At 68.3% G+C, this 1,182-nt stretch carries 1 protein-coding gene; it reads left to right on the forward strand.

Going from position 1 to position 1,182, the window contains the following annotated elements; all coding sequences use genetic code 11:
* Positions 1 to 1,144 (forward strand): acyl-CoA dehydrogenase family protein (locus tag ACFVYI_RS42450; RefSeq protein WP_387895490.1); only part of this gene is annotated, 1,144 nt, incomplete at its 5' end.
* Between the last annotated feature and the right edge of the window lie 38 nt (positions 1,145 to 1,182).

Raw genomic sequence — 1,182 nt, forward strand, 5'->3', positions numbered from 1 at the left:
GGACTTCGATCTCTTCCGGATCTCCGAGGAGCACGAGATGCTGCGTGAGGCGGTGCGTTCGCTGGCCGAGGCGAAGATCGCTCCGTTCGCGGCGGAGGTGGACGAGCAGGGTCGGTTCCCGCAGGAGGCGTTGGACGCGTTGCGGGGCAACGACCTGCATGCGGTGCACGTGCCGGAGGAGTTCGGTGGTGCGGGGGCGGACGCGCTGGCGACGGTGATCGTGATCGAGGAGGTGGCGCGGGTGTGCGCCTCGTCGTCGTTGATCCCGGCGGTGAACAAGCTGGGTTCGTTGCCGGTGCAGTTGTCGGGGTCGCCGGAGTTGAAGGCGAAGTACCTGGGGGCGTTGGCGCGGGGTGAGGGGATGTTCTCGTACTGCCTGTCGGAGCCGGAGGCGGGTTCGGACGCGGCGGGGATGCGGACGCGGGCGGTGCGGGACGGGGACTTCTGGGTGTTGAACGGGGTGAAGCGGTGGATCACCAACGCGGGGGTGTCGGAGTTCTACACGGTGATGGCGGTGACGGATCCGGAGCTGCGGAGCAAGGGGATCTCGGCGTTCGTGGTGGAGAAGGGCGACGAGGGTGTGTCGTTCGGGGCGCCGGAGCGGAAGTTGGGGATCAAGGGGTCGCCGACGCGTGAGGTGTACTTCGACAATGTGCGGATTCCGGCGGACCGGATGATCGGTGCGGAGGGGACGGGGTTCGCGACGGCGATGCGGACGCTGGACCACACGCGGGTGACGATCGCGGCGCAGGCGGTGGGGATCGCGCAGGGGGCGTTGGACTACGCGAAGGGGTATGTGCGCGAGCGTAGGCAGTTCGGGAAGCCGATCGGTGATTTCCAGGGTGTGCAGTTCATGTTGGCGGACATGGCGATGAAGCTGGAGGCGGCGCGGCAGTTGACGTATGTCGCGGCGGCGAAGTCGCAGCGCGGGGACGGGGACCTGACGTTCTTCGGGGCGTCGGCGAAGTGTTTCGCGTCGGACGCGGCGATGGAGATCACGACGGACGCGGTGCAGTTGCTGGGTGGGTACGGGTACACGCGGGACTACCCGGTGGAGCGGATGATGCGGGACGCGAAGATCACGCAGATCTACGAGGGCACCAACCAGGTCCAGCGCATCGTGATGGCCCGCAACCTGCCGTAGCGGGCACCGGCGGGGCACCCCCGGGCACCCCGCCGCAC

The sequence above is a fragment of the Kitasatospora sp. NPDC058218 genome, assembly GCF_042882445.1.
Taxonomy (GTDB): Bacteria; Actinomycetota; Actinomycetes; order Streptomycetales; family Streptomycetaceae; genus Kitasatospora.